Source organism: Bacteroides sp. CAG:633 (assembly GCF_000435115.1).
GTDB lineage: Bacteria > Bacteroidota > Bacteroidia > Bacteroidales > Bacteroidaceae > Bacteroides > Bacteroides ndongoniae.
In genome coordinates this window covers 4,383-29,981 of the sequence record NZ_FR883156.1, presented here as the reverse complement: position 1 = coordinate 29,981, position 25,599 = coordinate 4,383, and the positions used below count along the sequence as shown (strand labels likewise).

The window sequence follows — 25,599 nt, the reverse complement described above, 5'->3', positions numbered from 1 at the left end:
ACACGCACATGTGCACGATGCTGGTCGATGAGCATTAGTCCCGATTTGACGGACGTCAGAATGAAACGTCCCTTGAACTGCAGATGTTGCGCACCCTTTTCCATCCCGGTCTCCTGACCGTAAAGCGATGTAGGCGCTGTATCCGAAGGAGCAGTAACAGCCGACGAAGCCATAAAGGCGTCGGATGCAGATTCTTCCTCCCAGCTTTCACCGTCTGGTTCCGTAAACTCCGGCGCATTCATCTTGCTGGCCTTCTCCAAACCTGCATAGAGTCCCTCCCACTCTACCTGCTGACGGGAATAATTACCCCCGCCACCATACGACGACGAAGATGATGACTTGAACGGATTGAAATCAGCATTATAATGCACCTTGGGCGGCTCTATCGGCCGGGCCTGTTCGAAGGCCGGAATATCCGGCATATCTTCCGTGTCGAAGTCGATCTGCGGAATGGCACTGAACTTACCCAGCGACTCCTTGACTGCCGCCGACAGAATCTGCCAGATGGCCTGTTCGTTCTCGAACTTGATTTCGGTCTTGGTAGGATGAATGTTCACATCGATATTGGCAGGATCGACCTCAAAATAAATGAAATAAGAAATCTGCTCGCCGGCAGGAATCAGCTGCTCGTAAGCCTCCATCACTGCCTTGTGAAAATAGGGATGACGCATGTAACGCCCGTTCACGAAGAAATACTGATGTGCCCCTTTCTTGCGTGCCGACTCCGGCTTGGCCACATAGCCTGAGATTTTTATCATGCTGGTGTCCACGTCGACCGAAAGCAACTGCTGGTTCAGCTTCTTGCCAAACACTGCCAGAATGCGCTGGCGCAGAGGCATGGGAGGAAGATTGAACAGTTCGGCATCGTTGCTGTAAAGGTAGAAGGCCACATCGGGATGCACCAACGCGATGCGCTCGAACTCGGCCAAAATATTACTCAGCTCCGTAGAATTGGCTTTCAGAAACTTACGACGGGCAGGCACATTGAAGAAGAGATTCTTGACCGAGAAGTTACTGCCTTTGGGGCAGGAAACTGCTTCCTGGCTCTCGACTTTCGATCCGGCAATGACCAGACGGGTACCCAGTTCCTCGTCGGCCGGCCTGGTCTTCAGCTCTACTTCGGCTACGGCCGCAATCGACGCAAGCGCCTCACCACGAAAGCCCATGGTGCGCAAGGCAAACAAATCGGCCGCCTCACGGATTTTGGAAGTGGCATGACGCTCGAAGGAAAGACGTGCATCCGTTTCGGACATACCTTTTCCGTCGTCAATCACCTGAATGCAAGTCTTGCCTGCATCCGTCACTAAAACATGAATTTCCTGTGCTTCGGCATCGATGGCATTCTCTACCAGTTCCTTAATAACCGATGCCGGACGTTGAATCACCTCTCCGGCCGCTATCTGGTTAGCAACCGAATCGGGAAGTAAATGAATGATATCGCTCATGATAATCAAATAATCCCATTACTGATGGCATACCATATATAGAACAGGACGGCAATCAGAATCAAGGCTACCCCAAAGTGCATGGGGCGACGTTCGCTCTCCTTGCGACGCTTCAAATGGGTAGTACCTTCCACAAACTTCCCCCGGATGTCTTCGGGCGAAAATTCTTTTTCGGGCAACATGCCAAGTTCGCGCTTGGCTTTCTCTTCCATCTTTGCCAGTTTTTCTTTCCGCTCATCCACATAGATATAGGGATGATTGAAGCCACGGGGCTTCCGCATTGTAAACATTCCCATAACTCTATTTTTTAGTTCGTTTGATATGCATATTCTTTGGCGAAGTTACAGGTTTTCGATCACTTTTCTGCAATACGTCACCTGCTTTTTTACCTCTCCACTCAAAAATATCATCTTTATTGAGAGGGCGTATATAATCGAACCAGACAAAAGAAGGCAGTTTGTATTTCTCCGCAGGAATCTGGTCCATCGGATAGGCTATGCCATTGGCCTTGCCGATAAAAGCTCCCTGTTCCATTTTACGGTCTTTCAGCAACATTCGCAGGAAGCCTCCCTCAGAATAGTTCAGCATCATCAGCGTACTGTCCTTCTCTTCAACAGGATAGAAAACAACCAATACGTTACCGTTGACATCGACCCGGCGCATTTCTCCTCCAACGAAATAGGCTTTCATTTCTTTTCCGGCCACCTGATTGTAGTGTATGGAGTCTTTCTGCTCTACAGCCAATGCCTGGTTGATGATATGAGCCCAGTCGATGGTGCTGTCGTTCATATACACCTTGATTTCCTCGCCCAGCAACTGCTGTTCGCCATACCACATGATGGGGTCGGTGTACATTGTCATGCAGGAATCCTTAGAGTTATATACCATCGAGTCACACACTGCCTGCACATCGGTACGGTAAGCACGTACTTTATGATAGGCACGCATTTCACGATACATGGAATCGGTATCAAGATTGAAAGTCACCAGACGCAACGTGTCGGCATGCATAAACAAGCTGTCGCCCTGCGAATAGTCGATAGCCACAGCCCGCTTGGTTGCCACAGCATTTCCCGTCAACTCGTTATAGAAACAGTAGTCACCGGTCAGCATGTTGCGGTTGACGGTATCGTTCATCTGAACATTATCGAATGCTTCTCCGTATCCCAGCTTCCGGTCGTAGAAAAGACTGTCGCCAGTCAGTTTTTTCCCTTGATTGGTCAGCACCGAACGATCCAGCAACTCGGCCTGTTCGCTATTGGTGTTATAAAATCCACGTTCGGAATAAATATGATTCTGCTCGCTCACAATGTCCGACGGACCGAGGATGGTTGCGATCTTTGTCTGCGTACTGTATTTCAGAGTATCCGAAGTCAACACAAATTTCGGATTCACCAGTTTGACATCATGATTGAATACTGCCAATTTGGTAGCGGGACTATATTCTCCCCACACTGAAGTCAATACGTTTTCTTCGTCGGTCAACGTTCCTCCTTCGAAATAATAACCCAGATTGTAAAGCCGGTCATAGTTCAAACTGTCGGTAGTAAGCACCGTATTACGGTTGATCATCCGGACATTTTCGCGCAACATGGCCAGCTGCGACATTCCGTCATAATACAGATAATCGCCATAAATGAACAGCGTATCTCCCTGTTCCATATGAACATTCCCGAAGGCTTCCACCGAATTGATTTTCTCGAAAATCAAAGCACTGTCGCAAAACATATACATGCTGTCGTGCCTCAACCGCACCGAACCAATCAGCACCTGCACATCGGGACGCATTTGTTTGTCAGCCTGTGCTTCGTCGGCGTACAACAGGTCGACACGTGTTTTCCCGGCTCTCTGGTTCGTTCCCTTCCCACCGGAAGCATGAGAAGTTCCGGTAGTTTGAGCCGAAGTTTTCTTTTTCACCACTGTATCCTGCACAGCAGTGTCCTTGACAACTCTCTCCGTCTTCCTAACCGGTGTCTTCGATAGCGTTTTTTTGTCTTGAGCTCCTAACAAACAGACACCAAACAGGCATAGAATACCTGTCAGGAGGTATCTATGCCTGTATAGCAGACCATTCTTATATCTTTTCATATTTATTCTTTAATCCAGCCCGGATATTTGAATGCACAATCTTTTTTCCACTTGTCATTGATGCGGACGTACGTGTGTTTCTGCTTCTCGCGTATCCACTTGTCCAACACTTCTGCACGTTTTTTCTCCAATACAATATTTTTCAGATTCTGGTAATCATCGGCCACGGTAGCTTTGTGCCCGTTGGTACGACTCTTCAGCTTAACAATGACACACTCTTCCTTACCCGTACGTTCGGGAATCATTGTGAACGCTTCTGAAATCTCTCCTACCTGCATCTTGTCTACCACCTTGGCAATCTCGGGCGGCAGTTCCTGCATCTCGAATTTGGAAGTATTATTATTGGGATTAGGCAGCAAACCGTAGTTATTGCGCGTATCCTTATCATGCGAAAGCAAAGAAGCAGCCTCCTCAAACGAGAACTTATTGTTACGGATATCATCGGCAATAGAGTCCAGACGTTCAGTAGCAGCCGTCAGTGCAGCCTCGGGAATATGAGGTTTCAGCAAAATATGACGTACCTTAATGCGGTCGCCTCGTTTTTCTACCAGCTGAATGATGTGATAACCAAATTCCGATTCTACAATCTTCGACACCTTATCAGGACTTTGAAGATTAAAGGCGACATTGGCAAAAGCTGGGTCAAGCTCACCACGTCCCATAAAACGAGGCAGCTCACCACCGTTGATAGCCGAACCCTTATCTTCGGAATACATACGTGCCAGCATTGTAAAGCTTTCTCCTTTGTTGACACGCTCTGTATATTCACGCAAGCGTCTCTTTACATCCTCTATTTCTTCCAAAGGAACTTTAGGCTGCTGTGTGATAATCTGCACTTCCACCTGAGTAGGAATATAAGGGATACTGTCTTGTGGCAAATCTTTAAAATAACGGCGTACTTCGGCCGGAGTTACTTTGATGTCTCCAACCAGCTTCTGCTGCATCTTCTGCACCGTGATCCCTTCGCGGGCATTTTCACGCAAAGTCTCGCGAATCTGGCTGGATGTTTTATTAAAATACTCCTCCATCTTCTCGCGTGAACCGATGTTGGCAATATACATATTGGTCATATAGTCAACACGCTGAATAACTTCATTTTCAGGAACCTCAATACTGTCGAGAGCAGCCTGGTGCAAAAACAGTTTCTGCACAGCAATCTCTTCAGGAATCATACAATACGGATCACCGTCGAACCGGCGGTTTTCCCACAAAGCATTCAGACGTGCTTCTTCCACTTCGGATTTTAATATAGCCTCGTCACCTACTACCCAAACTACCTCATCAATCACGTTGTCTTGTCCGTAAGCAGCAGAACCGGCAAGTAATGTCAAGGCAAACAAAACTATAAACTTAACGTTCATAAACTTTCTCATTCTTGATGTCTTATTACTAATAAAATTTAATCTCATTCTTTTTCACCGCTCTCTCGTACATGCCGTCTTTCAAATCTTTCATAAAGACAACTTGCTTCAGGTTCAATAGCATATCTTTCACATGTTTACGGGCAAATTCGTACGGTTCCTGTTCGCCAACCGGACGATAATCGCTTACATTCAAAAAGTAATAGAAAGCTGTGTCTTTCAGCTCTATATGGCGGTTTTTATTGAGATATTCCTCAGCATCGGGTTTATCCAAAGGCATCATGCCAAGCACTTCGGACACAGGAACCCATCTGTCATAAAAGTACTCATATTTCACAGCGTTCCGCATCTGATACTTCTCCAGATGTTCTACAGCATCGGAAGTCTCCGACTTGTACCAACGACGGACATTGGCAATATGAGGAGCTGTCAGCGGAACTTTAATAAAGAGTCCCTTTATCAAGGGACGGTCTATCTTGAAAAGCCCCTGGTTATTATTATAATAATCGACCAGCTCTTGTTCAGTAATCTCATCAGCCAACTTCTGGTGTATCAGTGCCTGCTGATAAGTGTGCATAATCAGTGCCCTTCTGTAATTATCAACCAATTTATCGATTTCCTTATTGTCGGGTATATTATCACATGCCTTATCGTACAATAAAATATCCTCTGCCCAATTACGGATGTAGTTCTCGGCGAACAACAAACTGTCATCTTTCGACAAATCGGGTGGCAGCACCGATTGCAAATCTTCACGATAAAGAAAATTCCCATTCAGCTCTACCAAAGGCGTCTTTCCTTCATGGTCGTAGTGTTCGCCACACGACACACAAAGTAGCATAAAAATAAGCCCAAAACAGGTTGTTCGCATTGCTAAATGATATTTTCTTTATTTTGAGTTACGAAGATAGTGGTTTAATTGGTTGCTTCAGTGATTATTAACGGTTTTTAAAACCTCTTGGTTAATTTCAACCTTACTTACAGCCCTCAAACTGTCCAACCAACGTAGCCCCGCATCCTGATAATAATCAACCAAAAGCCTGTCACGAATCTCCTGATAGCTTTCAGGACCGTTCACTCTTTTCCCCTCTACAACAGTAAAAGGATGATCCGGCAAGGGAAGTGCTTTCCTTTTTTTAAACACCAGTTCATCAACAAAAGCATTTTCACCTACCGCAAACGTACCGTATTCAATGCTGACCTGCGACTTCCCATCCGCATTGAAAACAAGTCGCACAGCATTGTTCCATTCCGCCTCAGGCAATTTCTTCAAAAATTTACGGACCTGTTTGGCCATCCGTTTGGTAACGGCATGAACAACCAATCCCCTGTATCGCGGTTCTTTCCAATCGTACTTAGTCCGATGAGTTTCAAAATACGACTTCAGCCGAGCATCATCACAAAAGTTTTTCTCATACACTTCCTTACGATAGATTTCGTAAGCCAGCAAACTGTCCTGATAAACCTGCAACTGTCCAGCCAGTTCCGGATATTTCTGCTCCAAACAAGAATTCTCCAAATCGAGTACAGACTTGGCGATAAAGTCTTCTATTTGTCGAGATATAGTTCCTGGGTGAGCTGCGGCAAAAGCATTAAAATCAACACCCGTATAAGGTTTGCCGCCAAGGACAAACAAAGTCCGAGTTGTATGGCCAGTCCTATACAGTTCCTGCATCGCAAGATGATCGGGATTATAGCCAAAATCCTTCTTCAACTTTTCCACAACAGATGCCATCTCTTTTTTCACCTGAATCCGACTGACATGCTTTTCTATCAGACTGTCCTTGATGGCAGAAAATGGAGGGATTTCTTCCCTAGCCAGCACCTTTACGATATGAATTCCCTGAGGTGTGAAAAAAGGCTTTGATATCTGCCCTGGCTTCATACGGAAAACAACATCTTCAAATTCTATAGGCATCTGCAAACGACCTACCCAAAACGCCTGTTTCTCATCAGAAAAACACCGCACACACTCTTCAAAGGAGCTCCCCTTCTGTATTGCCTCGTATATCGAATCCATACGTACTTCGGCAGCATGAAGCATCCGGGCAGACGCGTTTTGAGGAAGATATCTAAATACATGGCAAACCTGCACGCGTTCAGCATCATACCCGGTTGCCATCCTCTTGTACGTTGCTTCTACAATCTTATCAACAACTTGTTCGTTAAGCAAATAAGGCTTTGACAGCTTTCGACGATATTCTTCTACCTGCTGCCGAATATCCGGCAAAGTATCCATTCCCGCCTGTCGGGCAGCCTCAACCATCAAGCAAAAATCAATAAAACGGTCAATCGGATCCATTCGCCCAGTAGGAAAGAAAATACTGTCCCGCTCACATATCCGTCTAAAATCCGAATATGAGATTTCCTTTCCGTTGATACGTATCATCAACGGATTTCCCTGTAACATCATGGGATAAATCAATATAAGCCCAATCAGTATACAGGCAAAACGGAACCATTTTCCTACAATCATATTTGCTACAAAGATAAATATTTAAAAAGCTATTTTAAAGCAAAGAATGCCCGAAAAGCATATACTACTCCCCGGGCATTTTAACTTTATCTCACTGTTATTATTCAGGACGGCTATAATTAGGTGCTTCGCTGGTAATAGCTACATCGTGAGGATGGCTTTCAAGAACACCAGCATTAGTAATACGAGTGAACTTAGCTTCATGCAGCTTTTCGATATTGGAAGCACCACAATAACCCATACCGGCACGCAAGCCACCTACCAACTGATAGATAACCTCATACAAAGTACCTTTATACGGTACACGGGCCGCAATACCTTCAGGTACAAGCTTCTTCACATCACTGGTTCCGCTTTGGAAATAACGGTCTTTCGAACCATTTTCCATTGCTTCCAAAGAACCCATACCACGATATGACTTAAATTTACGGCCATTGAAAATGATTGTATCGCCCGGCGACTCTTCTGTTCCAGCTACTAAAGAACCAATCATTACACTCCAACCACCGGCAGCAAGAGCCTTGACAACATCGCCCGAATAGCGCAAACCACCATCAGCAATCAAAGGCACACCGGTTCCTTCCAAAGCCTTGGCAACATCATAAACAGCAGTCAGCTGAGGAACTCCCACACCTGCTACAACACGGGTTGTACAGATAGATCCCGGACCGATACCAACTTTTACTCCATCAGCACCAGCCTCAACCAAAGCCTTAGCTGCTTCTCCGGTAGCAACATTACCTACTACAATATCAATATCAGGGAAAACTTGCTTTGCTTCTTTCAGCTTCTCAATAACATATTTAGAATGTCCATGAGCTGTATCAATTACAATAGCATCGGCTCCAGCCTCAACCAAAGCACGCATACGGTCGAGTGTGTCAACCGTAACTCCTACACCAGCTGCTACGCGCAAACGTCCCTTTGCATCTTTGCAGGCCATAGGTTTATCTTTGGCTTTTGTTATGTCTTTATAAGTGATCAGACCAACCAGCTTGTTATCTTTGTCCACAACAGGCAGTTTCTCAATCTTATGTTCCTGAAGTATTTGCGCTGCAGCCTCCAGATCGGTTGTCTGATTGGTTGTGACGATATTTTCTTTCGTCATCACTTCATCAATGCGTTTGCTATGATCTTTCTCAAAACGAAGGTCACGGTTAGTGACAATTCCTACCAAATGTCCTTCATCGTCTACAACCGGAATACCTCCAATCTTATATTCTGCCATCAATGACAATGCATCGGCAACAGAAGAGCCTCTCTTAATGGTAACGGGATCATAAATCATACCGTTTTCAGCACGCTTTACAATAGCTACCTGGCGTGCCTGTTCTTCGATAGACATGTTTTTATGAATCACACCGATTCCACCTTCACGCGCAATGGCAATTGCCATTTTGGCTTCTGTAACAGTATCCATAGCAGCCGTTACAAAAGGAATTTTCAACTCAATGTTTCTTGAAAACTTTGTCGAGAGTTCGACAGTTTTAGGAAGTACTTCAGAATAAGCGGGGATCAACAATACATCATCGTAAGTCAATCCATCCATAACAATCTTATCAGCAATAAATGACATAGGTATGCGTTTAAAATTTATTGCGTGCAAATATACGGTTTTTATTCCATGTCCGTATATCTACACGCAATATTTTTTCTTTTATTAAGCTAACTTTCCAAGCTTAATTTGCCATTTCCGAGATAAACTTAATACGCACAAGACGCACTTCTTCTTCGGTAAAATCATCGCCTAATTCATCCAACGCATCATCAATGTTGTCCGTTGTCGATTCTTTAAAGTAATCGTAAATATCAAGCATATGATCCTCGTCCATAATATCTTCGAGGAAATAATCGATATTCAGTTTGGTACCAGAATAAACAATGGCTTCTATTTCATCCAGCAATTCGTCAAACTCAATACCTTTCGACATTGCTATATCATCCAAAGCCACCTTACGGTCGATCGCCTGAATGATAGCCACCTTCATTTTCGACTTGTTGGCAACAGTGCGCACACGTAAGTCTTCCGGACGCTCAATTTCATTTTCTTCACAATGGCGTTTGATCAGCTTACAGAATTCTTCACCATAACGTTTAGCCTTGCCTGCTCCTACTCCGGGAATATTCTGTAGTTCCTCCAACGTTACAGGATAAATGGTAGCCATTGCCTCCAGCGATGGATCCTGGAAAATCACATAAGGCGGTACTTCCAATTGCTTGGACAGCTTCTTGCGCAAATCTTTCAGCATGGAGTATAACGCCGGATCCACAGCACACGAGCCTCCTCCCCGCATCGGAGCTTCTTCTTCCAATTCTTCAAAATCGGTATCTTCCACAATTTTGAAAGATTTCGGATGCTTCAGGAATTTACGTCCTTCATCTGTCACCTTCAGCAAACCATAGTTTTCTACATCTTTGCTCAGATAACCGGCTATCAAAGCCTGACGAATAACGGCATTCCAGGTTTTATCTTCTTCTCCCATTCCGGATCCGAACACTTCCAGATCTTCATGCAAATGAGCCAGAACTTCAGAAGTTTCCTTTCCTTGTATCACATCTATAATATAATCTGCCTTGAAGTTCTCCTTTACGGCAAGAACAGTTTCAATGACAGTACATAATAAATTTTGAGCTTCCACTTGTTTTTTCGGATTTAAACAGTTGTCACAATTTCCACAATTATCTTCCGTGTACTCTTCACCGAAATAATGCAGCAGCGTTTTGCGGCGGCACACGGATGATTCGGCATACGCAGCGGTTTCCAGCAGAAGCTGCTTGCCTATTTCCTGCTCTGCTACAGGTTTTCCCTGCATAAACTTTTCCAGTTTCTGCAAGTCTTTATTGGTATAAAAAGTAATGCATTGTCCTTCTCCTCCATCACGACCGGCACGGCCAGTTTCCTGATAATATCCCTCCAGACTTTTCGGTATATCATAATGGATCACGAAGCGTACATCAGGTTTATCGATTCCCATACCGAATGCTATTGTAGCCACAATAACATCGATCTTCTCCATCAGGAAATCATCCTGATTTTGAGTACGCGTAGCAGAATCCATTCCTGCATGATACGGACGTGCGTTAATGCCATTTGCCTGAAGTATTTCGGCCAGTTCTTCCACCTTTTTCCGGCTTAAGCAATAAATAATACCCGATTTTTCAGGATTATTCTTGATAAACTTTATGATGTCACGATCCACATTGGCTGTTTTGGGACGTACCTCATAATAAAGGTTAGGCCGATTGAAGGATGACTTAAACACCTGTGCTTCTATCATACCCAGATTCTTCTGAATATCGTGCTGCACCTTCGGTGTGGCTGTCGCAGTAAGTGCAATCAGCGGAGCCTTTCCTATCTCGTTGATAATCGGACGAATCCTGCGGTATTCCGGACGGAAATCATGCCCCCACTCCGAAATACAGTGAGCTTCGTCAACAGCGTAAAACGAAATTTTCACTGTCTTAAGAAACTCCACATTTTCCTCCTTCGTCAGCGATTCCGGCGCGACATACAGCAACTTGGTCTTGCCGTTAATAATGTCTGACTTCACCTGATCAATCGCACTCTTGTTCAGAGAAGAATTAATAAAATGGGCTACTCCCTCTTCCTCGCTAAAGTTACGCATCGCATCGACCTGATTCTTCATCAAAGCAATCAAGGGAGAAATTACAATGGCCGTTCCTTCCATCAACAACGAAGGTAACTGATAGCACAAAGATTTTCCTCCACCGGTAGGCATCAATACAAAGGTATCATTACCTGCCAACAAGTTTTTAATGATAGCTTCCTGATTTCCTTTAAATGTGTCGAACCCGAAGTATTTCTTCAGCTGGTCTGTCAAATTTATATTCTTCCCTGCCATGATTCGTTAGGTTGTTTATTCAATTATCAGTTTTATTAGTCACACTAACAAAGTTATAAACAACTTCTTAAATTTCAAGCATATTCTGCTGATTATTTTTTCTGAAACTTCAAAAAAAGTAATCAGACAGAGATTAGCTTTTGATTTTAAGCATTTTGCAAACGAGCCACATTAGCCTTTTCAAGCTGGCTTTTGGCATAATCCAACGTCACGACAAATGTTTTTTTCTGTTCGGAAGGAACTTCGAACATCGCATCCATCATGATTGTCTCCACAATGGCACGCAATCCACGGGCACCCAACTTGTATTCTACCGCCTTATCGACAATGTATTCAAAAACAGCATCCTCGAAAGTCAGCTGTACTCCGTCCATTTCAAACAGCTTGATATATTGCTTGATGATAGAATTTTTAGGTTCAGTCAAAATAGCCCGCAATGCATTACGGTCAAGCGGATTGAGATATGTCAATACCGGCAAACGACCTATGATTTCAGGAATCAGTCCAAACGACTTCAAGTCTTGAGGAGCGATATACTGCATCAGATTCTTTTTATCAATAGTAGCCGTATTACGCACAGCATTATAACCGACGACATGCGTATTCAAACGCTGAGCGATCTTCTTCTCAATTCCATCAAAAGCACCACCGCAAATGAACAGAATGTTTTTCGTGTTCACAGGAATCATCTTCTGATCAGGATGCTTACGCCCTCCCTGGGGAGGAACATTCACCACCGAACCTTCAAGCAGTTTCAACAGGCCTTGTTGTACCCCCTCTCCGCTAACATCACGGGTAATAGAAGGATTATCTCCTTTGCGGGCAATCTTATCGATCTCGTCGATAAAGACTATACCCCGCTCAGCTTCGGGCACATTGTAATCCGCCACTTGCAATAAACGGGTCAAGATACTTTCTATATCTTCGCCCACATAACCAGCCTCGGTCAGTACCGTCGCATCTACAATGGTAAAAGGGACATGCAGCAGTTTGGCAATCGTACGTGCCAGTAATGTTTTACCGGTACCAGTACTTCCTACCATGATGATATTCGATTTTTCAATCTCTACATCATCTCCTGCATCCTTCTGCAGCAGACGTTTATAATGATTATAAACAGATACTGACAAATAACGTTTGGCATCGTCTTGTCCAATAACATATTGATCAAGAAAAGCCTTGATTTCTGCCGGCTTCGGCAATTCCGCAAGATTCAGTTTTGAGACCCCGTTCTTTTTGGCGGCTCCCATTGCTTCTTGTGCTATCTCATAGGCCTGGGTAGCACAACTGTCACAAATGAAGCCGTTCATGCCCGTGATAAGAAAGCCTACCTCATCTTCCGAACGACCACAAAAACTACATCTATTCTTATTTCGTCTCGAATCTGCCATACTTATTTCTTAATCAATACTTCGTCTACCATGCCATATTCTTTTGCCTCTTGGGCAGTCATCCAATAATCGCGATCAGAATCAGCCCATACTTTATCGAAAGGAGTATGCGAATGATCGGCAATAATAGTATAAAGTTCTTTCTTCAATTTCTGAATTTCGCGGGCAGTAATTTCAATGTCCGAAGCCTGTCCCTGTGCTCCACCCATCGGCTGGTGAATCATGACACGTGAATGGGTCAACGCCGAGCGCTTTCCTTCCGCTCCAGCTACCAATAAAACAGCTGCCATGCTGGCTGCCATACCTGTACAGATCGTAGCCACATCACTACTGATAAACTGCATCGTATCATAAATGCCCAATCCGGCATACACCGATCCGCCCGGTGAATTGATATAAATAGATATGTCCTTACCCGGATCTACCGAGTCGAGATAAAGCAATTGTGCCTGCAGAGTATTGGCCGTATAGTCATCGATTTGTGTACCAAGAAAAATGATACGGTCCATCATCAAACGCGAGAATACGTCGAGCTGCGTCACATTAAGCTGGCGTTCCTCCAAAATATATGGATTCAGATACCCGGCTTGCGACTTGATTACATCGTCCAGCACCAAGCTATTCATACCCAAATGCTTGGTTGCGTATTTTCTAAAATCATCCATTGTCTTTCGATTTATTATTAAATTAAAAACGGGTGCAAAGAAACAAAAAAGAATAGATAGACACAAAAAAAACAAGGATGTTTGAAGAGTTTTTCAAACATCCCTGTTTTTTTAAGTAACAAGCTGCAAACTATAAGCAACAAATATGGATATGATAATTATCTGAACCTATCCCTTATCTATTTGTTACAAAGCTTATTGCCTGCTATTTTCGGTTATATTATTCAAACATTTTGTTAAAGTCAACAGCCGAAATAGCCTTGTTTTCCAATGTTACCTGCGGCTTCAATGCAGTAGCAAGTTTGGTTTCTACTACACGGTTCACCAGACCTTCAACACTTTCTTTCTTCTTCAACATCTCTTTCGAGTAGTTTTCCAGAATTTCATCGGGCACACTCAGCATACCGTATTGTGCAAACTGTGCACGGGTAGCTTCCTTAGCCATGTCGGTAATATCCTTTTGCTCAACTTTGATATCGTTAGCTTTCACCAACTGCTCCTTAATCAGGTGCCAAGTCAGCTCTTCAATGCTCTTGTCGTAGTTGTCCTCAACAAACTTCTCGTCCTTATCAGGATTGTTCAGACGCATAATGCGCTTCAGCAATGCATCGGGGAATTCAAGCTTGCCAATCTTATCGGTCAACACTTTGCGCAAGTCGATAAGGAACTTATAGTCGCTATCAGCAACAAACTGGTTAGCGATAACTTCTTTCACCTTAGCACGGAATTCTTCTTCAGTCTTTACATTACCCTCACCAAATACTTGATCGAAGATATCCTGGTTCAGTTCACCTTCTACGAAGCGGGTAATTTCTTCTACCTGATAGCTGAAGTTAGACTTCATTTCAGCAGCAGCCTCCTTATCGATCTTCAACAACGAAGCCAGTTCTGCCGGATTGCCATCCCATGCAGTGTGAGGATTGAACACCAGCACATCATTCACCTTAGCATTGGCGAAGATAGCCTTCTGTTCGTCATTCTTCATATAGGCAGGCATCATCACAGCACCTTCTACCTGGATACCGCCTTCCTTGGTGTTTCCTTCCTCATCAAGTTCTGCCAGCAGACCTTTCAACAGATCGTTCTCGGCATAAGTCTCAACCTGTTCATACTTTCCGTTGCGTTGAGTATAGGCTTTCACCTGATTGTTTACCATCTCATCGGTTACCTCGATATCATAATAGTCTACCTTGTCATCCTTGCTAACTTCTACTTTGAACTCAGGTGCCAAAGCGATGTCAAACAAGAATTCAAATTCTTCCATTGTATCGAAATCGATAGCCGGTTGTTTTTCTTCATTAGGCAGCGGTTCGCCCAAGATGTTTACCTTATTGTCCTGAATATACTTATATACAGTTTCTGAAAGCAACTTGTTCACTTCTTCGGCCAGTACAGATTTTCCGTACATCTTCTTCACCAGCCCCATAGGAACCATGCCCGGACGGAAACCCGGCATTTGTGCTTTCTGGCGGAGGTGCTTCAAAGCCTTGTCCACCCTTTCCTGATAATCTGCTTTTTCGAGCTTTACAGTAAGCAGTGCGCTTACCTTGTCAATGTTTTGCAATGAAACGTTCATCGTGACAAATTATTTATTTGATTTATACTATATTCCAAATTCTCAAAATGAGTGCGCAAAATTAGCGTTAATCTTTCAATTATCAAAAACATCGCCAAATTATTTCATTTCAGTAACATTCTACTTGGTTATTCTATCTTCTCCGCACAGCCTCCTCCGCAACTTTTTATACAGGCATCTGTCAATAGTAAGAATCGATCATTTTTACAAAAGGAGACAAATAAGTACGGAGGCTGAAATTCGGCCTCCGTACAAACTTTTTTTTAGCAAACTGTTTTTATAAGAATCTACTCTTCTTCAAACATAAAACGTTTGAAATAAACTTGTTGTTCCTGAGCAGAAATACTAATCAGACGAATCTTCTGCACCTTACGCCCAGCGACCTGGCCATTAAAACGTGTTTTACCATTCACTGGCTGAAGAGGAACAGACTCCCAATTTCGACCGTCAACAGTCGTTTCGAGGCGGAAAGAAGCCGCCATATCCGCAATACCCAAATCAACAGACAAACTTTTCAGTGTGCGCAAGCCATCTATTGACAGAACAAATTCACCACCCGGTTGCCAGCGAATTACCTCATTGACAGCAGCCACACTACCGCCCTTACCTTTATGCGAAACAGATAAGGAAGCCAGCTGAGGAACGTTGCTGCTCATGGTATAAGGCATGTAAGCAGCACGGGTATCAAGCTGCATCTTATACTTATTGTTATAACGAGTAACAGCTGATACAAACAAAGCATTAAAGGTAGGCAACAATTCTTTGCTTCCGCTTTTCACCCCAGGCTGATAGGGATTCTGATTGTAAGAAGTATCAATTTTGTACATCAGCATCTGCAAGGCCTTGGCGTGTGCATAAGCAGCATCAAAAGCCTCAGCATCCGAAGCTTTAAGAGATTGCAGCATACGGAGCACCGACTCTCCATATTGTCCCACCAGTTTAAACTGCATCAGCCACGGTTCTATTTCGGTTATCAAAGCCATATTTTCTTGCGATGCCATCAAGCAATCGGCCGCCTCTACAATTTTCCGGCATTCCGTTTCTACCTGGCTGAACGCATTTTCATCGATAGTCCCATTTTCCTTATAAGCCGAGAGCAATGCCTGTAAAGCCGGTTGCAGGGCCACAGACTCATCGCGACGGAACCCATGACCGTTAACTCCCAAATCGGAATTGTGAGCAGCAAAAGTTTCAAGACTGGCAGCGTGAAGAGGCATCAAACTGCGAATAGCACGTTTCCAGGAAGCATCACTGTCATAGTCTGCCAGATTCCAAGCATAGTCTGCCACACTATACAAAGCTATTTTAGAAGCTTCGGCATGTTCCATCGGATTAGAGACAAAACCTTCCATTTGATCGGCAATATCGAGTCCGTTACCATAAACCGGTCCCATAAGCAAGTGATCGCGTACATAGTCTGAAACCGGGAAATTCCACCAGATGTAAGCTTTACGTTTTATTAAAGGATTGATAAAGTCCATCGATTCACGGTCGATCGTGGCAATAACACGGTTTCCTGTCCACATGATCTGAATGCCCGGGTTCAGTTTCTCGCCCAACGTAGTAAGATAGCCTCCAGCCACGTTAGACCACGATCTGTTATATTCCGTAGGACACATGATGAGCGGTTCCACATCGCCCTTCACCTTTACAAAATGGTCATCCAGATAATTAAGCAGTTCGGCCTGCTTGTCAGCTTTGGTTCCTTCACCCGAAATATCATCGAAGAAAACAGCAAAACCACGCACACCCAGCTCATACATGCGTTCGAACTTATTCAGCAGATTCTGACGATCTTCATCGTTCCACTTAATATCCTGTCCCGGATGGATAGCCCAATAAAAGATTACCCCATTCTCGGCAGCTTTGTCTACCAGTTCTTTCAGCTGAGCCGCTTCACGTTCAGGATAAGGTTTCCGCCAGTTGGGAGTACTATGATAAGGATCGTCTTTCGGACCATACAAATAAACATTCATTTTATTACGTCCATAAAACTCCAGCTGACTAAGACGTGCCTCATGACTCCAGGGAGTACCATAAAAGCCTTCTACCACACCACGGTAAGGCACATCAGGATAGTCCGTTATCTCAGCCAAAGGCAATTTAGGCAAAGTAAGTAACTGAGCCAGCGTCTGCACGCCATAATAAGTACCCCGTTCGTCGGTACCAGCAATAATAATCTCGTCCTTATCTATCTTCAGATAATAACCTTCCGGATTGACAGGAATACGTCGAGCGTACTTTTTCACGGCTTTATCGCCCTTAGTACCGATACTGATACGAAACGCTGCCTTTTCAGCCTTACCAGGCAATAATTTTTCAAGCAAAAGCAAGGCAGGAGAATCTTCCAGTTTCTGATCAGCAGAAAGTACATAAGTCAAAGGAAGAGCAATGCTGTCCTGAGACGTTTCATAAACCTGAGGAGTGGGTTGTAAATGGAATTCTTGGGCAGACAACATGCCTAACGACAGACAACCCATAATTCCGGATAGCAGTAGTTTTCTTTTCATAGGAGTTAGTTTAATTATGATCGGGTACAAAAATACGCCTTTCATTCATATAAACCACCTTCCATTCTAAAAAAACGCCAATAATCTGCCACCCAGCCAGCTCTTTTTATATAAATCTCCGAATATAAGCTGCAGCTTTTCATTATCGATGTAAGGACAACTACAAATTATGCTCTCCAAGCAGCAGCCAAACAGATTCACATCAGATTTTCTTTCTGATCAGCAAACAGCAGCCACCACCCGGAGCCAGCTTCACCTGCACTACAGAATCGACCGACACCTGTTGCCGACGCACTTTCAGCTGCTCGCGATTATGCAGGTAATGGGCATCATCGCCGTCTTCCACCACCACAGCCTCGTATTCCGTTCCTTTCTCCAGAAAATCCATTGGCAGGTCGAGTGTGCGTCCCTCTTCGTTCGTAGCCACACCTACCAGATAAGCCTCTTTCGTTTCTCTCATCATGGCAATGTACTCACCAATCTTTCCACAAAGCGTACGGCTCTCCAACCAAGGCATCTGCTGTGCACTGATGAACTCCAACAAAGGAGGGTATTTACGATAGAATTCAGGAATATCAGGAATAACAGTAGCTCCCGAAAAGACGATAAGCGTACGCGCAGCCTCGGACACCAAAGTAGAAGGAACCGGCTGGCTTTCATCCACACGGGTAGTGTGCCCCTGCCGTAGGTCGAACATACCGTTGTTCATGTCGATGGGACCTGCTATCATATTGACAAATACAGAAGTAACAAATGTCTTAGGCTGGAATACCCGATGGGCATCGAGCTGTGCCTGACAATATTCACGCGTAACGGCATTGGGCCACGTACGCATCTGACCGTAAGGATGAACAGGACCATCGTGGAAATCGACAAGCAGCCTGTTCTGTGCGCACAAAGCAGTTATTTTCTGTGTCCACAGATTCTTTTCACGGGGAGTTCCGCTCATAAAGCCATATTTGATTCCGGCTGCTCCCCACGAAGCATATTGCGAAAGAGTTTCTTCGATAGGATATCGCCGTCCGCCTACATCGTTCAGATAGAGCCATACGCCCACCCCTTTTTCCTTACCATATTGGATAATACGTTTTACATCCGATGATTTGTCTCCCGAAATCGGATTAGACTCTGCCTCGTGTTCAGGACCGTACCAATTGGCATCAAGCACCAGATAAGGAATATGTTGTTCGGCTGCAAAGTCAATCATACGTACCCACGAAGGATAATTCATTCCATACGTAAAGCCTTCCCATTGGGCACCGTCAATACGCCAGTCCCAAACAGCCACACCGGGTTTCACCCACGAAAAGTCGCCCGTAGGATCGGGATTCAGCAATTCAATCAGGTGAGAATCGACCATCTCGCCAGGAGTACGTCCTACAAAAATCACTCTCCATGCTGACAGATAGCCCGCTGCCAGGTCGACCGCCTGAGGTTCGACTTCAAAAGTCCGTTCGCCTTTGGCTGAACGCAAAAGCAAAGGAGCATCGGTATGCAAGTCGGCTTCGTGCAGAGCCATGTACAACGTACTGTCCACCTGTACTGTCATTACAGGCTGGCGGGTACCTTCCGATTCAGTCAGACGTTCAGGGCCGATATTATGCCACTCGTTATTATAGAACCAAGCTGTATAATCGCCATTGAAAGCAAAACGGGTACTTTCCGTCACCTTATCTATAGCCAATGGAGAATCTTCGGGAACAAAATAGCGGAATGCTACACCATCATCGTAAGCCCGGAAAGCCATGCCGAGCGTACGGTCGGAATCTCCCAAAGAAAAAGTCAGAAAAAGTTCGTTGTAGCAGTCTTTTACACTGCTTCGTTTGCCCCATACCGGTTTCCAGACACCATCATGCTGATTTCTTTCTGCAGATACCAGCTTAACACGACTGGCAGTAAACAGCTGGCTGTTCAGAGAATCCTGAAATCCTAACAACGAAGTATTCACCAACAGAGAGTCGTAAGCAGACAAACGATAACTCCAGTTTCCGCTATCGGATTGGAATACTTCGAGAGAAATCTCTCCGGCAGGAGATGTCAAAACATACTCTGTAGCTTTACCACAACCGGCAAAAGACAGAAAGAACAAAAAACAATACAGTAGTTTCATCAAATGTTTCATAATATTTCGGCATTAAATAATCTAAGGTAGTTTGTCTGCGAGCGAAAAGACTAAACCATAAAATCCTTGCGACGCAGCACAAAGCTGTTACTCAAGTACTTTTCGCGCACAATCTTATTCTCGGCCAACTCTTCAGGCGTACCCTGGAACAGAATCTTGCCCTCGAACAGCAGGTAAGCACGACTGGTGATACTCAATGTTTCCTGCACGTTGTGGTCGGTAATAAGAATACCGATGTTCTTATCCTTCAGTCGCCATACAATCTGTTGGATATCTTCTACAGCAATCGGGTCGACACCGGCAAAAGGTTCGTCAAGCATAATAAATTTGGGGTCGATAGCCAGACAGCGGGCAATCTCCGTACGTCGACGCTCACCACCCGAAAGCTGGTTACCCTTGTTCTTACGTACTTTCTGAAGACGGAACTCGGCTATCAGGCTTTCCAGTTTTTCTTTCTGATATTCCAAGGGTTTGTTAGTCATCTCAAGTACAGAAGCGATATTGTCTTCCACACTCATCTGACGGAAAACGGAAGCTTCCTGCGCCAGATAACCGATGCCGGTCTGAGCACGCTTATACACCGGATATTTCGTGATGTCAAGATCGTCCAGGAAAATACGACCTTCGTTAGGAGTTATCAATCCTACTGTCATGTAGAACGACGTAGTCTTTCCGGCACCATTCGGTCCGAGCAGTCCGACAATCTCTCCCTGCTTGACATCAAACGATACATGACTTACCACTGTGCGCTTTCCGTACTTTTTGACCAAATCTTCCGTGCGAAGCACCATTTTAGTTTCTTCCATATCAGCTAATTTTGCCGCAAATGTAGCAAAATATGCTGAAAAGCCGTACATTTGCAGACAAATACTAACTCAGAAGTTATGATAAAAGCCCTTAAGACAGTAGGAAGATATTTCATGCTCATGGGACGAACTTTCTCCCGCCCCGAACGTATGCGCATGTTCTTCCGCCAATACCTCAACGAAATGGAGAAGCTGGGCGTAAACTCCATCGGCATCGTATTGCTGATATCGTTCTTCATCGGCGCCGTTATCACCATACAGATCAAGCTGAACATCGAAAGCCCCTGGATGCCCCGATGGACCGTTGGCTATGTGACCCGCGAAATCATGCTGCTGGAATTCTCGTCCTCCATCATGTGTCTGATTCTGGCAGGAAAAGTCGGTTCCAACATCGCTTCCGAACTGGGAACAATGCGCGTCACGCAGCAGATTGACGCACTTGAAATCATGGGAGTCAATTCGGCCAGCTATCTCATTCTGCCCAAAATATTCGCCATGGTTACCATGATTCCGTTGCTGGTGACTTTCAGTATCTTCGCCGGCATCATCGGAGCCTTTGCCACCTGCTGGTTCGGGGGCATTATGACGGCTACCGACCTCGAATACGGTCTGCAATACATGTTTGTAGAATGGTTCATCTGGTGCGGCATCATCAAGTCACTGTTTTTTGCCTTCATCATTGCCAGCGTATCGGCTTTCTTCGGCTATACCGTCGACGGCGGATCTATCGAAGTGGGCAAAGCCTCGACCGACTCGGTTGTGACCAGTAGCGTACTGATACTTTTTGCCGACCTGGTACTGACACAACTATTGATGGGATAAACGGAAAATCGTAACAGAAAACAGAAACAATTATGATAGAACTGAAAGGACTATGCAAGTCATTTGAAGAAAAGAACGTATTGACCGACATCAGTGCTACCTTCGAGAATGGAAAGACCAGCCTGATTATCGGACAAAGCGGTTCGGGAAAAACCGTACTGATGAAGTGCATCGTCGGACTGCTGACACCCGAAAAAGGAGAGCTGCTGTACGACAACCGCAACTTCTTGACAATGAACAAGAAGGAGAAAAAAGCCTTACGGCGCGAAATGGGTATGATTTTTCAAAGCGCCGCACTCTTCGACTCAATGACTGTGCTGGAAAACGTCATGTTTCCGCTGAATATGTTCAGCAACGACACTTTACGCGACCGTACCCGCCGTGCCATGTTCTGCCTGGACCGTGTCAACCTGACCGAAGCCCAAAACAAATATCCCGGCGAAATAAGCGGCGGTATGCAAAAGCGTGTAGCCATAGCCCGTGCCATCGCACTGAACCCGCAATACCTGTTCTGCGACGAGCCCAACTCGGGCCTCGACCCTAAGACATCGCTGGTCATCGACGAGCTGATACAGGACATTACACGCGAATACAACATGACAACCCTTATCAACACACACGATATGAACTCGGTGATGGGGATCGGCGAAGAAATTATTTTCATCTATGAAGGTCATAAAGAATGGGAAGGCAGTAAAGACGACATTTTCACTTCGAGCAACGAACGGCTGAACAATTTCATCTTTGCTTCGGACCTGTTCCGCAAAGTAAGAGAAGTAGAAATCCAGAATATCGAAGGATAAGATACAAAAAACGCAGCCATAAAGAGCTGCGTTTTTTTGTTCTCATAAAACCAGTTAATAGAATTGCATATCATCACGATATACATTTGTCTGCTATATGCTTCCTATCCGAAGCATTAAAGGAGATTTCAAATACGCCACAAAAATAACCTATAGTTTTCATATAAAAATCACGGAAAACCGTGAGAGGCTCCTTTTTCGTCCTTATTCCAACTTCAGCCATCCCCGTGACACGGCTTTCAATACCATATCAACGGAATTTCGAGCATCAAATTTAGATATCAGCCTTTTACGGAAAGTCTCTACCGTATTTTCCGAAATACTCAACTGGGCTGCTATCTCACGAGTACTCAGTCCCTTTGCTATGCCCTGCAACACTTCAAGCTCGCGCCGTGTAGGAAGGTCGTGAGGCAACAGTTCGGCCGAATGACGGGCCAACATCCGACAAATAGATGCAAAACGAGGGCAGGTGTACGACTTCCCCTGAAGAACACTGCGAATAGCCGCTGCCAATTCGGACGATGCCGAAGCCTTCAGTATAACGGCATTGACCCCGCTCTGGGCAAGCCTGTTTGCTATCCACACTTCTTCGTGCATCGTATTTACAATAATCAGCGCCTGTTCATTCAGCTCGCGTATGCGGGCTATCAGCTCAAAGCCAGACAGGTCGGGAATGCTGACATCCAGTATATAAATATCGTAATCGCGCTTGGCTATCAGTTCAGCAGCTTTTATACCGGAAGTCACCGCATCGGCCACTACCGCTTCCGGCATCCGGTTCACAACCCTGCAAATGCCTTCGAGCACCAGGCTGTGGTCGTCAACCACTAACACTTCAGCTTTCTCTCTCTTCTCCATATTCGTTCAATTTCACTTTAACAGTTACTGCCAGATGCGTACCCTGTCCGGGATGAGCATCCAGCTGCACAGTTGCACCGATGGTTTCGGCTCTTTGCATGATGGTTTGCAAGCCGATTCCTTTTTTCTTCTTATTCAGGTCGAAACCTTTCCCGTCATCGTCTACACACACGGACAATGATGCTCCTTCCAACCGCAGCTCTACTCTGACCAGCAATGCGTCGGCATACTTCAAAGCATTGCTCACCGCTTCCTGAACGATGCGATAAAACTCAAAACCGATGGCCTGCGGAATCTGTTTCCAGTCAACTCCCTCGGTAGAATGATACTCGGCCTTCGTTCCTTCAGGCAGCGAGAGGTGCCAGATGTAGTCGCCCAGCATTTCGTCGATGGTCGCATACTGAAAAGCCGGCGGCATCAGTTCGTGCGACATGCTGCGCAAGCGTTCACGGGTAGCATCGAGCACAGCAAGCTGTTCATTCATCGCCTGGTCGTGATGGTCCTCGGTTATCGCCCGTATGTTCATGCCAAGAGCCAGCAGACTGTTGCAGACATCATCGTGCAGTTCGGCAGCCATCCGCTCGCGTTCACTTTCCAATCCGTCGATATACTTGCGTGCAAGACGTTGTTCGGTATCTTTCTGCAAAGCCAGAAACTGCCGTTCCTTTTCACCTGCCGCCTGTGCCAACTGGGCCACACGTGCCTTCTGGCGCTGGCGCACATAAAGAAAAACAAGTATCAGCATCAGCAACAAAGCAATGGTTCCACCCGACACAATACGGCTGCGCAACAATGCTGCTTCCCGCTCCAGTTCTTTCTGCTGCAAGCGCGTAATCTCCAGTTCTTTCTCCTTAGTCCTATATTTTACCAGAAAGTCCGAAAGCTGTTCAGAATATTCCTCACGCGATGCCGAGTCGCGCAAAGCGTATGCCGTACGCAGACTTTTATAGGCCTTTGGATATTCATGCAACGCATGCAAGCATTCGGACAAATGCAGATACACGTCATAATCCTTTATGTCGCGATAACCCGCCTTTTGCATATCTATCAGAGCGAGGTAAGAAGCCATCGCCTCACGATATTGCTTTCTGTCCTGCATCAAAGGGGCACGGGTCTGATGATAACGATAACGCTCCACGTCCGTCCGAAGTTCGCCAACCATTTCCTCCAGGCTTTGCAAACAAATCATGGCACTATCCGTCTGCCCCAATGTACGATAGGCATTGGCCAGATAATTGTAGGCTTCGCAAAGACGTCGTTTGTTGTTTACTTCTTCCAACACCGGAATAGCCTTTTGCAACGTAACAACCGCCTCCCGACTTTTCCCTGCGATATTACACTGGATAGCTCCAAGATTGACATAGAACAGGCCTATCATCTGCGGAGTGCCATAGCGCAAAGCATAGTCGACCGCTTTCTGCGAGAAAGGAAGGGCTGCTTCGGGCTGGTCCGAATCGCAATACACCGTTGCAATGTTGCCATAAATGTGAGCAACCGTCCGGAAGTTACCTTGAGCCTCGCACAGTCGAAGTGCCTGTTCAAAACTATGAATCGATTCATTCAGCCGCTTCTTGCGCCGGTAGATAGCGCCCAGCTGATTCAGGTTTTCTATCAGCATAGCCGTATCTTTATCCAGCTCCGAACGCTTTTCGGCCTGAAGCGTATAGACAAGTGCAGAATCCGTCTTGCCTTCGTACAGAAAAGAACTGGCATAGTTGGTTAGCATCACCCGATAGTCTTCGGCCATACGTGGCTCGTGCCTAGCTGCTTCCATTCCTTTTTTCAGATAGAAACGGGCTGAATCGTAGCAGGCAGACACATTGAAATAATAGCCCATGTCGGAAGAATAAGTAACAACTTTGTCCTGCATCCGGCCTCTTACCGCAAGGTCGAGCGCTTTGCGTTTCCAGCGGAAACCCGCATCGTAATCACCGTCGACAAAGCAGGCCTCGCCTTTCCAGGCATAGTATTCCCTGAAAGCAGCCAGACTTTTGTCGCGTACCGCCAGCTGCCGGATGGAATCGGCATAAAGAGAAAGCAGTTCGGGATATCGTTCGATCGAAGACAGGTAAGCGCATACGTCGGCATAGCTTTCCATCGTTTTCTTTTCGGCAGCCAGCCTACGCAGTTCAAGCAACCGGCCTTCATCAGCCGCCCACAAATCTGCTTGGAACAGAAAAAACGAAAGTATGCACAATACCTTTATAATCTTCATGTATACGTATTTTGGTTCAGCGACAAAAATACAGAAAACCAATCTATCCGCATACGATTCAGGAATTTTTCTTTCGCCGGCAAAAAATAAAATGACAACAGGGCATAAAAAAACCGCCAGCTTTGCAGCCAGCGGTCAAGAAATAATGATTCATTCCGAAAACCCGACGGAAGGGTTTTAAAAGACACTTGCAAGTCATTTGTCAGACACTTGCATTCCATTTGTGAAACACTTGTACGGCTCGTGCAGAACACTTGTGTCGCTCACGAGCCACACTTGCACGGCTCAAAACACCGTTTTGCAAGGCCTGAAAGCACTCCAAACGGCTTTCGGAATGCCTCCGACACCTTCCCTCCTTACTTCTGACGGATATAGATGTTAATAGGAGTACCCGTCAGGTTCCACTTTTCGCGCATCTTGTTTTCCAGGAAGCGGCGATAAGGTTCTTTCACATATTGCGGCAAATTGGCAAAATAGACGAAAGAAGGAACCTTGGTATTGGGAAGCTGTGTGATATACTTAATCTTGATATACTTACCCTTGGTCGAAGGAGGCGGATAGGCCTCGATCAGCGGAAGCATCTCCTCGTTCAGACGTG

19 protein-coding genes and 1 pseudogene are annotated in these 25,599 nt (G+C 45.3%); 3 read left to right on the top strand and 17 right to left on the bottom strand.

Features of this window, described 5'->3' with window-relative positions; translation table 11 throughout:
- The 14 genes from mutL to lptB all read right to left on the bottom strand — a co-directional run.
- Positions 1–1,445, bottom strand: a 1,445-nt coding sequence (gene mutL, locus QVP67_RS15015) for a DNA mismatch repair endonuclease MutL (RefSeq protein ID WP_288180289.1), incomplete at its 3' end; no start/stop codon positions are given.
- A gap of 5 nt (positions 1,446–1,450) precedes the next feature.
- Positions 1,451–1,741 carry a hypothetical protein gene (locus QVP67_RS15010; protein ID WP_022164366.1) on the bottom strand — a complete coding sequence of 97 codons (291 nt, stop codon included), beginning with the start codon at positions 1,739–1,741 and terminating at the stop codon, positions 1,451–1,453.
- A 4-nt stretch (positions 1,742–1,745) separates the two neighbouring features.
- Complete coding sequence (locus tag QVP67_RS15005) at positions 1,746–3,533, bottom strand: OstA-like protein (protein ID WP_022164365.1); 1,788 nt, start codon at positions 3,531–3,533, stop codon at positions 1,746–1,748.
- Positions 3,534–3,535: 2 nt separating this feature from the next.
- The gene (locus QVP67_RS15000; protein ID WP_022164364.1) at positions 3,536–4,906 is read right to left on the bottom strand and encodes a peptidylprolyl isomerase; all 1,371 of its coding nucleotides are present in this window, start codon (positions 4,904–4,906) and stop codon (positions 3,536–3,538) included.
- A gap of 16 nt (positions 4,907–4,922) precedes the next feature.
- Positions 4,923–5,765: a peptidylprolyl isomerase gene (locus QVP67_RS14995; protein WP_022164363.1), complete on the bottom strand. Its 843-nt coding sequence runs from the start codon at positions 5,763–5,765 to the stop codon at positions 4,923–4,925.
- Positions 5,766–5,822: 57 nt separating this feature from the next.
- Positions 5,823–7,370, bottom strand: coding sequence for a peptidylprolyl isomerase (locus QVP67_RS14990; RefSeq protein ID WP_022164362.1), 1,548 nt, complete (start codon positions 7,368–7,370; stop codon positions 5,823–5,825).
- A 100-nt stretch (positions 7,371–7,470) separates the two neighbouring features.
- Positions 7,471–8,946 (bottom strand): IMP dehydrogenase, encoded by a 1,476-nt coding sequence (gene guaB, locus QVP67_RS14985; RefSeq protein WP_022164361.1) that lies wholly within the window; start codon positions 8,944–8,946, stop codon positions 7,471–7,473.
- Between the two features lie 103 nt (positions 8,947–9,049).
- On the bottom strand, positions 9,050–11,233 hold the full coding sequence (recQ, locus tag QVP67_RS14980) for a DNA helicase RecQ (RefSeq protein WP_022164360.1): 2,184 nt from the start codon (positions 11,231–11,233) through the stop codon (positions 9,050–9,052).
- A 146-nt stretch (positions 11,234–11,379) separates the two neighbouring features.
- Complete coding sequence (gene clpX / locus QVP67_RS14975) at positions 11,380–12,624, bottom strand: ATP-dependent Clp protease ATP-binding subunit ClpX (RefSeq protein ID WP_022164359.1); 1,245 nt, start codon at positions 12,622–12,624, stop codon at positions 11,380–11,382.
- A gap of 2 nt (positions 12,625–12,626) precedes the next feature.
- The gene (gene clpP / locus QVP67_RS14970) at positions 12,627–13,289 is read right to left on the bottom strand and encodes an ATP-dependent Clp endopeptidase proteolytic subunit ClpP (RefSeq protein WP_021847796.1); all 663 of its coding nucleotides are present in this window, start codon (positions 13,287–13,289) and stop codon (positions 12,627–12,629) included.
- Positions 13,290–13,509: 220 nt separating this feature from the next.
- On the bottom strand, positions 13,510–14,865 hold the full coding sequence (gene tig, locus QVP67_RS14965) for a trigger factor (RefSeq protein ID WP_022164358.1): 1,356 nt from the start codon (positions 14,863–14,865) through the stop codon (positions 13,510–13,512).
- Between the two features lie 287 nt (positions 14,866–15,152).
- The gene (locus QVP67_RS14960) at positions 15,153–17,375 is read right to left on the bottom strand and encodes a beta-N-acetylglucosaminidase (protein WP_022164357.1); all 2,223 of its coding nucleotides are present in this window, start codon (positions 17,373–17,375) and stop codon (positions 15,153–15,155) included.
- A gap of 202 nt (positions 17,376–17,577) precedes the next feature.
- Positions 17,578–19,497, bottom strand: coding sequence for a glycoside hydrolase family 97 protein (locus QVP67_RS14955; protein WP_022164356.1), 1,920 nt, complete (start codon positions 19,495–19,497; stop codon positions 17,578–17,580).
- A 50-nt stretch (positions 19,498–19,547) separates the two neighbouring features.
- The gene (lptB, locus tag QVP67_RS14950) at positions 19,548–20,303 is read right to left on the bottom strand and encodes an LPS export ABC transporter ATP-binding protein (protein WP_022164355.1); all 756 of its coding nucleotides are present in this window, start codon (positions 20,301–20,303) and stop codon (positions 19,548–19,550) included.
- Positions 20,304–20,381: 78 nt separating this feature from the next.
- On the opposite strand from lptB, the gene QVP67_RS14945 reads away from it, so the two are divergent.
- Together QVP67_RS14945 and QVP67_RS14940 are read left to right on the top strand one after the other, a co-directional pair.
- Complete coding sequence (locus QVP67_RS14945; RefSeq protein ID WP_022164354.1) at positions 20,382–21,125, top strand: MlaE family ABC transporter permease; 744 nt, start codon at positions 20,382–20,384, stop codon at positions 21,123–21,125.
- 32 nt (positions 21,126–21,157) lie between these two features.
- Positions 21,158–21,928: an ABC transporter ATP-binding protein gene (locus tag QVP67_RS14940; RefSeq protein WP_022164353.1), complete on the top strand. Its 771-nt coding sequence runs from the start codon at positions 21,158–21,160 to the stop codon at positions 21,926–21,928.
- A gap of 204 nt (positions 21,929–22,132) precedes the next feature.
- Here QVP67_RS14940 and QVP67_RS14935 read toward each other — a convergent pair whose 3' ends face one another.
- Both QVP67_RS14935 and QVP67_RS14930 read right to left on the bottom strand, forming a co-directional pair.
- Positions 22,133–22,786, bottom strand: a complete 654-nt coding sequence (locus QVP67_RS14935) for a response regulator (RefSeq protein WP_022164352.1) — start codon at positions 22,784–22,786, stop codon at positions 22,133–22,135.
- The gene (locus QVP67_RS14930; RefSeq protein WP_022164351.1) at positions 22,764–25,001 is read right to left on the bottom strand and encodes a tetratricopeptide repeat-containing sensor histidine kinase; all 2,238 of its coding nucleotides are present in this window, start codon (positions 24,999–25,001) and stop codon (positions 22,764–22,766) included. The genes QVP67_RS14935 and QVP67_RS14930 overlap by 23 nt, the downstream gene beginning before the upstream one ends.
- Between QVP67_RS14930 and QVP67_RS14925 the strand changes: the two genes are divergently transcribed.
- Positions 25,000–25,182: a hypothetical protein gene (locus tag QVP67_RS14925; protein ID WP_288180288.1), complete on the top strand. Its 183-nt coding sequence runs from the start codon at positions 25,000–25,002 to the stop codon at positions 25,180–25,182. The genes QVP67_RS14930 and QVP67_RS14925 overlap by 2 nt on opposite strands.
- A gap of 175 nt (positions 25,183–25,357) precedes the next feature.
- Here the strand turns inward: QVP67_RS14925 and QVP67_RS14920 are convergent.
- Positions 25,358–25,599, bottom strand: a pseudogene (locus QVP67_RS14920) (ribosome biogenesis GTPase Der); the annotation flags it as partial.